This is a genomic window from Halorubrum sp. CGM4_25_10-8A (assembly GCF_005435025.1).
GTDB lineage: Archaea > Halobacteriota > Halobacteria > Halobacteriales > Haloferacaceae > Halorubrum > Halorubrum ezzemoulense.
The window spans coordinates 1-8,585 of record NZ_SGTX01000038.1; the positions used below are offsets into that span (position 1 = coordinate 1).

An 8,585-nucleotide genomic window follows, 5' to 3' on the forward strand; every position below is an offset into this window, starting at 1 on the left:
CTCGTGGTTCGCCCACGATTCTGGCCTTCCTGAACTCATCGAATCCTCCGACAAAGACTGGATCGGCCCGCTCCGGAGCAACCGACAGGTGACCTACGGCGGCGAAGAGATCCGCGTCGATGCGCTTACAGAGCGCATCGACACGGTTGAACGCGACGTCGAAGACGAGACCTACCACATCTGGACAAAGAAGCTTCCCGTCTCCCAACTGGGAGACGTGAAGCTGGTGCTCGCTGAGAAAGAAACTGACGAAGAAGACGAAGAGAACCCGGTCAAGTACCTCGTCACGAACAAGATCGACGCACCGACCGAGCACATTATTCGCTCCTACGGGATGCGGTGGCGCATCGAAACGTTCTTCGAGGACTCGAAGCAGGATCTCGGCTTGGGAGACTGCGAGATGCAGACCGACGAAGGTGCCAGTCGGCACTGGCACCTTCTGATGGCTGCCTACAGTCTCGTCCGTCTTGATCCCGAATCGAGCGCCTTGGGGACGGTTCGCTCGAAAGCGTCATCGCTTCGAGCGAACCTCGAACACTCGCTGAAAGAAGCCGTTTACAACCTTCTCTCGTGGGTTCGAGACAACGATGATCGTAGCGTCGACGACCTGATGGAAGAGATTGATCACCTCTTCGTTCACTCAACAGCCGACGCTAACGTTCAAAGCTGAGAGCGTCATAGAACGCGTGGCTCTGATTGGCCTACCTGCCAAGGACGCACTATCATGGGAGGCCGCCCGGATGCCGGGCCGCGGCATCCGGGCTGTAGCGCCCATGACTCGACTTCTTTCGCGCATGGACCAGTCAACAGAACGTGCTCTATGGCACGGAGTCCTTATCGGTCTCTTGCGCCCCATATCTTGGTTCACGTTCTCTAGGGATAGCAGCGTTTCCATCGAGTCAACAGGGCAGTACAGTCACAACAACTGATAAGTCCATACCAAGCAGTGATAGTGTCGTATGAGAGATGGTCAGCGGATGGAGGAGGCAACAAAACGGATTACTGCGGTAATGGATCGGGTTAGCGAGGCAGTCATCACCGACAGGGAGTTTCTCGAAACCGTTTCGACTGGCCTGTTGGCTCGTGGTCACGTTCTACTGGAAGATGTTCCGGGGACGGGGAAGACGCTCACCGCCGTTGCACTAGCCGATGCACTCGATCTGGAGTTTACTCGCATCCAGTTTACACCTGACCTGCTGCCAAGCGACATTACCGGCTCACAGATTTATAACGAGGAGCACGGTGAGTTCCAGTTCCAGCGCGGACCCGTTTTTGCCAATATCGTGCTGGCCGATGAGATCAACCGTGCACCCCCGAAAACCCAGTCGGCGCTCTTGGAGGCAATGGATGAGGGACAGGTTACTGTCGGTGGGACAACATATGACCTCCCAGAACCGTTTTTTGTTCTTGCCACTCAGAACCCCATCGAACAAGAGGGCACTTTCCGCCTGCCAGAGGCACAACGGGACCGATTTATCGTTAAGACCTCGATTGGCTACCCCGACCGCGGCGGCGAGATCGATCTCATTAGCCGTCGAGCGAGTCGGGACACCCAGATGCCGACTGTCAATCCGGTTGTCGACGCCTCGCAGGTGACCACTCTCCGCCAGCTGCCCGAACAGGTGAGTATCAAGGAGTCGGTCAAAGAGTATCTTGTCGACCTCGCCCGAGCGAGTCGAGATGATCCGCGAGTCGACGTGGGCGTCTCGCCACGTGGTATCCAGCGGTTTTTCGAAGCCTCTCGGGCCCACGCGCTGATCGATGGTCGTGACTACGTGACGCCCGATGATATCAAGGCTATCGCCCGTCCGGTGATGACCCACCGGCTGGTGTTGACCTCTGAGGCCGGAATTAAGGATATCAACGCCGAGGCAATCGTCACCGACCTTCTCGACAGCGTCGAGGTACCGGGCGCAGCGACGACTGCCGACTAACGCCTCTACTCACCCTCGAATTGCGACGACCAGCAGCAGGACACCCACAGTCGACGCGAGGACGCCGACAAGCGTCCCGTCGCTAACGATCAGTCGACTGAGGGCATTCGTGTACAGCCCCCACGCCAATCCGACGCCGACGACCGCGAGACCGAGTGCCGAGAACATGTGGATAGCTTCCAGTTGGATTGATGAGGAGGGACCCAGTTCAGCCTGCGTCGTGACGCTACGCTCGCCCGTGTTCCAGATGAAGATTGAGACGGCAACAGCGGCGAAGACCACAAGCACATCGGTACCGCCGATCCCAGCAGCGATCGTACCGATCCCGAGCCCCGCGCTGGCGATGGCGCTGCCCGCGGTCCGCCGGGGGATGTATTTCATTCCGCCTGCGGTTACAATCATGGCGAGCACGCCGGTCAACAGCGCCACGGCGACGGTGACACCCGCAAGAACAACCCCCGCCGGCGTCAGCGCGGTGACTACTTCATCGACCGGAACTGGTGTCTCAGGGATCTGGCTGACGGTCTGTGGCACCAATGGTGAGCCGACGATGGCGACCGCTACCGCACTTCCCCCGGCCAGCATGGACGGAATAAGGCGGCCGACAGTGTCGGTTACCCGACCGGCGACAAACTGCAACCCGCTTAGCAATACCACCCCAAGCGTCACGAGACCGATACCAGAAACGAGGCCGCGGCGGAGGCTGGGGGCTGCGAGAAGCTCAAAAACCACCGGGAAGCGAGCGAGAAGCGCCCGGGGATCTGACACCCCAAACGCAAGCAGTATCGATACAAAGGTTAGCCCGAGCACCGGCACAAAAGCCGTGTTAAGCACGGAATGAGTTCGCGAGAGTAGTTGACCGACGGACTCCTGATTCGTCTGTGGTGTCAACTCCATGACGGGGGCCACCACAATTAGTAGTTTGAGCGCCGCGATCTGGAGGGTCACGAGAAGCCAGAAACTGACGAGGACGAATACGGATTCAGAGGGCCGATACAGAAACGTGGTGAGGGTCGAACCATCGATCCCGGGGATGGAGACGGGAACCGCAGTCAAAGCATCGAACTGGAGGACTAGCAGGCCAGCGAGTGGCACACCGATCCCAATCAGCGCCCGCACGGCCGTCCCCCAAAGTTTGGCAACTGCGCCTTCCCCGACGCCTGTATCAAGCGTGGCGATGACGCCGAAGGCAGCTATTCCGACAGCGACTGTTACGCCAAGCTGACCGATCAGCGGCCGAACAAACGGATCGCCCGCAATTGTCAGCGGTACCAGCTCACGAAGCGGGAGGCCGACGGCAACCAACCCGACAAGGCTCGGCACGGGCAATAGCAGCGTCGCAACTGCAGTCCCGAGCGGTGTCTCTGTATTACGGACCAGAACAATGGTTCCCAACAGCCCCCCGGCGACCCCAGCAGCGAGGCCGGGCCGAGTTGTCCCGGTCGCGCTTGTGAGGAGCCAGCCACCGAGGGCCACGGTAGTGCCGATCAAAAGCGAGCCGAGGCGTGTTGTATTCGGCTTCGGCAGAATGGTTTGACCGGCCATCACTGCACCCCCGCATCCAAGCCCCGGGCAAGCGCGGCAGGTAGTTTCTCCGCTCGTTCCCAGTCAATAACCGTCGCCCCGAGAAACCGGAGCCGATCAAGCCGGACCGAACGCTGAAGCGCGACTATCCGGCCGCCGACGGTCTCGGGAGCGGTCTGTGGCGAGAGCACCGTCACCTCATGACCGTCGCCTCGGAGTGACTCGACAAGGTCAACGATCGCCCCGTCGGTCGCAGAGGTACACAACATCACCTGCGCGCCGGGCGGCACGAGCGACTGGAGCCGCTGCCAGTCGATGCCGCCGTCAGCCACTGGGGGAGATGCGGCTTCTCCGTGCGGCTCAGTGCTGGTCGGCCCAACAGTGGTAGAGCTGTTGGAGTGATCTCTGTTATCAATCCTGTCGGTCGCGCTCGACGCCGCGGCGTTACACACCGCTGTCGCGTGGGTGGTGAAGGCGGTGCCCTCGTCGGCCGAGACCCACGCCGGAGGTTCGATATCGGTCTGTGGGTCGGCAATCCCGAGTGCACCCAGCGAGACGTGGTGACCCTCGTTGATCAGCACTTCGATGGCGATTGTCGCGGCGTAGGCACTCAGGGTCGCCCCTGTCGGATCAGTCGGGGAGGCTGCAGTGTGAGTCGACGGGCGGCTGTCGGTGAGGACGACGACGTGGGCGGCGTGCTGCTCGCGGTAGTCGATCGTCGCCAGTTTACCAGTCTTCGCATACTGTCGCCAGTTGATTCGTTTGACTGGGTCTTCGGGCCGGTACTCTCGAGTCGCGTAAAACTCGACGCCCGGTCCACCCGAGTCCGTCGCCAGCTGCCCGGTATAGGAGGTAGTCTGCTGGACTGGGATATCCTCGACTGCGACCCGACACTCGAAGTCGGTGACGCCTGTTGCGTCGATTTCCTCTCCGACCACTCGCGTGCCGTTGAGGTTACGCGCGCTGACGGTGACATCGTCGAAGGTGTAGGTTCCACGGTCGGCAGCGAGCGTGTAAGTCGTCGACAGCTTACTACCCCCTGCGATTGCACTGCCAGCGCGGGGCGACCCCTCGGTAACGCCAAGTTCCTCGGGGACGCCATCAACGAAACGGAGGTCGGGAATTGCCGTGTCTCCCGTGTTCCGGACCGTCAGAGTCACGTCAACGGGCTGGCCGGGCAATGGGGTCTCAGGGCTGATCTCTCGGTTAACTTCGATGTTACCTTTGACGACCGGCGAGCCGGACAGCGCCCCGTAGAGAGCGAATACCAGAGGGACGGCCGCGGCAAGCACCAGCGAGAGCGATCCAGTTGCGATTCCGGCGCCGACAAGGATGATCGCATAAGCCCGCATGATCCGGTAGCGGGTGTGTCTCACTGTCGGCCACCTCCGGAGTCAAAGAGAGCCCGTAACTGACCGAACCGCCCTCGCCGCCGTGCTGGTGGGTTATAAGCCGTTAACTCAGCTGCACAGGTATCTTCAACTGCGCGCAACGTCCGCCGCGTTCGGTAGTTGTAGGCGTGGTCAGGATACAACCACGCGTACACTCGGTATAAAAGTGGGAACTCAACTGAATTGGTCGCCGTCAGCGTCGCCGCAGCTACCTGATCGTTGGTCCACTCCCCGTTGTCGACGTACTGTTCGGCCTGCTCGCGGTCGTCAAATTTGCGACCGTATAGATCTACTAGGACCGTCCGGAGTGACTCCTCGATGGTCTCAGAGCCAGACCGCCCGTTCCGCACGGATTCGAACACGCTAGTGAGGCCCGCGCCCGTCACGTCGACCTCCCGATCCGGCTGCTCGGGCGACAGGTCTGACAATACCGCCGTCTGATCGTTCGTTCGCCACGCCCACGAGCCCAACAGCCCGATACAGGCGAGGACCGCACCGGCGGCGAGGATCGCAGTCCGTACCCCGACAGCTTCGGTTAGTCGATCCAACTGCATCATAATCTCTGGCGGCAGGAGTTCGGGGCGGTAGCCAACAACGGCGGCAAACCCGAGGACGACGGCGCTTACGATCAACAACAGCAGGGTCCGAAATAGATGCTCACGGTTCATTCGTCGTCCTCCTCCCGGAGCGTCGACAGCGCCTCGCGGGCGGATTCAAGCCGCGATTCATCAGGTGACCGGTGGCCGTACTCTACGGCGCGATATAGGTCGGTGATACACTCCACAGGTCGCCGCGGCAGCCCCTGTCTGATCGCGTACCGACTGATCTCGGCGGGGGTCCGTGTCGTGAGCTTTGGCGGCCGTACAAACTCGACGAACGACCCCCAAATCGCCCGAATCCGTCGGTGTTGTTCTGTATCGGGGGTTCTCGTCGTTGTTGCGTCGGCTGTAGTATCATCGCTACTGCGACGGAGCCCCCGGAGTCGGGAGCGAACCCACGTGATCGCCGCTAGTAACAACCCGTAGGGGTTCACCTGATGGAGGATATTGATAAGCGATCCCGTCAGGAGGCTCGGCAACGACGTGAGCTGTCGCCAGAGCCCCACGATAGCGGCCTCAAACGCGGCTGCCAACCGAATCACGAGATTGGTCAACCGGTGTGGAATAGAGATAAGAAGGGCAACAATAGCCGCGAGTCTGCGTGTCAGTAGCTGCCGAGTGATCCCGTACCGCCGGGCGATCATTATGAGGCCGACAAGGGTACCAACCAACGCGGCGACGACGACCCCGGCGTTCCGGTACAGCCCGTCTATCGACTGCTCGCCGGTGACGCCGTTGGCGCTGGCGGTGAGGACAACCGAATCGGCGATGGGGAACGACAAAGTAATTGTCCCATTGGCGTCAGTCTCGCCGACGACCTCGCCGTCAACACGGACCGGAGTGCCCGATATCGGCTGGCCGTTGCGGCTAACCGTCGCAGTCGCCGAGGTTCCCGGGAGTGCGATCAGGGACGGTGAGACCGAAATATTAGGGGCAAGGGGATCACGCTGTTTGTCCTCAGCGGTCTCTGAGTCGTTGCCTCCTTCTGGCGGGGTGACGGTGAGCGTCGATGAGACATCAACCGACCCGCGAGTCGCCCGGACCGAATAGTTACCCGGCTCGATGTTTGCGAGCGAGAGTTCGTAAACGCCATCGCTATCGGTCGACCCAACGGTCTCGCCGTCGAAGTCGATGTTCGCGTCAGCGACCGGCACGTCCTGAACGGCGACCACAAGTCGAGCGGTCCCACCCGTTGTCCGATTCCCGCCCACGGAAATCGTCGCGTTTGTCTCTGGGGCGTAGGTCACCGACGATTCGTTAGTCGCGTCGTCCACCTGATGAAAATCAGTACCGAGTGCGCCGATCGTCGGTCCCCCAAGCCGGGAGATTACCAGCGGCAGACTACTCGCCACGGTCGGTAGTGCCTCGACGAGGCGTGGACTCACAGTTGACGTCGCATCATCAAAATCGGTGGTGAGGAGAGTCGACGCCGAACCGTCGATATCGGCAACAGTAGTGGTCGAACCCGAATCGTCGGAGTACTTGGTCTCCGAGCCGCGAGGACGAGCGGTAATTGTGATCTCTTCGGCGTACGGTAGGGTCGCCGGTGTCTCGCCGCTCGCATCGGTCCAGCCGACGCGCTCATCGTTGACATAGACTGGGACGCCGATGACCGCGCTGTCGTTTTTCTCGACGTTCACCGCGACATCAGCGCCGACGACCGCCGAACGGTTTAGCGAGAGGTCGTACGGTGGCTGTGGCGAGTCAACCGGAAGACTGCCGCCCGGCGTCGGATCGAACCGCACCCAGCCGACACCCTCGAAATAGACCTCGACCCACGCATGGGCCCGATCGCTTGTAACGAGAGATTCACCGTCGCCAACAGGGCTCCCCCCGGCAAAGCCGACTACGTACCGTGCTGGGATGTCCTGACTCCGGAGCATGGCTGCCATCGTCGTGGCGAAATGCTGGCAGTAGGCTTCGTCGACCTCAAACAGGAATTGATCGGCGATCGGCTGGCTGGAGTCGATATCGGTCTGGAGCGAGTAGCCCTTATTCGATTCGAGCCAGTCGTGGACCGCCATCACGCGGTCGTACCGAGTTTGTTCGCCGCCGACGATTTCAGCCGTGCGCTCGCCGACCCGATCTGGCGTATCAGCTGGTAACTGCGTGTATGTTTGACGAATATTGTCTGGAGCCCGCCCGTCAGCCTGCCGAAGGGTGGTTGCATCGCGAGGGGGAGGTGAACTCGTGGCGGTGTAGGTGGCTCCCTTCGAAAGTGAGCGGTCGGTGCTGACGCCGCCGACAGTCGATGCACGGACAGTCGTTCCTGACTGGTTCGACAGGCTGACACTCTTTGGCTGCCACGCTGTCGGTAGCGACCGGGTGTCGGTCAACACGGTCACTTCGTATTCTATGATCTGACTGTCTACAGTCCGATCGTCGTTCGGCACACCCTCCGAGATGGGACGATCGTCGGCCGACTGTTCCCACCCGGTACCCGTATAGTCCGTGTATGCGGTCTGTCGCCAGTACGTGGTTTCCGACGAGTTAACGACAAACAGGGGCACCGGAGTGAGTGATCCATTAAACCCACTGCTAATACTAGTTTGCTCGGGGGCGGCGAGTGAACCCCCGACTGGCGATCCTGACGTCCCGCCCGGCATCTCGCCACCTTCACCAGCAGTCCCGAGTCCGCTTTCTTCCAGTTCATCACCGGGGAGTCCGAGTGCTCCGGGGCCATTTTCCTCGCCAAAGATATCAACGACGGGGAGGAATGCAGCCGAGAGCAGCAGCGCCACAATGGCAACGATTACTAGCATCCCTTCGCCAGTTTGTCTCCCCTCGCTCATCTACTTGTGAACAGCTACCAATCCATCATGTGTAAAGCTTGCTTACTTTGTGCTAGTACTGTGGCTCTGATGGGATGAAAGCCTGCTAAGTCCCCAGCGTGCGTGAAGAGGTACTGGGGTGGTCAAAGGCCGATGATTCAACAGCGTCATAGAACGCGTGGCTCTGATTGGCCTACCTGCCAAGGACGCACTGTCATGGGAGGCCGCCCGGATGCCGGTAATGATTAAGATAACATTCGAAAGTCAAGGAACTGTTCACACCACTTCTTTGCGAAGCTGACGCGTTTCGTTATTTTCTCAAAAGTTTCCTGAACGAGGTCTTTGAATTCCGCTTCGCTCTCAACG

General features: G+C 60.4%; 6 protein-coding genes and 1 pseudogene. 2 read left to right on the plus strand and 5 right to left on the minus strand.

Translation table 11 applies throughout. From position 1 onward, the window contains the following. A partial coding sequence (locus EXE52_RS17895; RefSeq protein ID WP_137704002.1) for a transposase occupies positions 1–670 on the plus strand: 670 nt, incomplete at its 5' end. A 289-nt stretch (positions 671–959) separates the two neighbouring features. Further along, a complete protein-coding gene (locus EXE52_RS17900) occupies positions 960–1,934 on the plus strand; it encodes a MoxR family ATPase (RefSeq protein ID WP_089309440.1) in 975 nt (324 codons plus the stop codon). 9 nt (positions 1,935–1,943) lie between these two features. Here EXE52_RS17900 and EXE52_RS17905 read toward each other — a convergent pair whose 3' ends face one another. From EXE52_RS17905 to EXE52_RS17925, 5 genes and pseudogenes are all read right to left on the minus strand, one after another. Then, positions 1,944–3,479, minus strand: coding sequence for a hypothetical protein (locus EXE52_RS17905; protein WP_049933437.1), 1,536 nt, complete (start codon positions 3,477–3,479; stop codon positions 1,944–1,946). Next, positions 3,479–4,834, minus strand: a complete 1,356-nt coding sequence (locus EXE52_RS17910) for a DUF58 domain-containing protein (RefSeq protein WP_137704003.1) — start codon at positions 4,832–4,834, stop codon at positions 3,479–3,481. The genes EXE52_RS17905 and EXE52_RS17910 overlap by 1 nt, the downstream gene beginning before the upstream one ends. Next, a complete protein-coding gene (locus tag EXE52_RS17915; protein ID WP_049933434.1) occupies positions 4,831–5,517 on the minus strand; it encodes a hypothetical protein in 687 nt (228 codons plus the stop codon). The genes EXE52_RS17910 and EXE52_RS17915 overlap by 4 nt, the downstream gene beginning before the upstream one ends. Further along, a complete protein-coding gene (locus EXE52_RS17920; protein ID WP_089309442.1) occupies positions 5,514–8,240 on the minus strand; it encodes a transglutaminaseTgpA domain-containing protein in 2,727 nt (908 codons plus the stop codon). Before EXE52_RS17920 ends, EXE52_RS17915 begins: the two co-directional genes overlap by 4 nt. A gap of 224 nt (positions 8,241–8,464) precedes the next feature. Further along, positions 8,465–8,585: pseudogene (locus tag EXE52_RS17925) on the minus strand (IS630 family transposase); the annotation flags it as partial.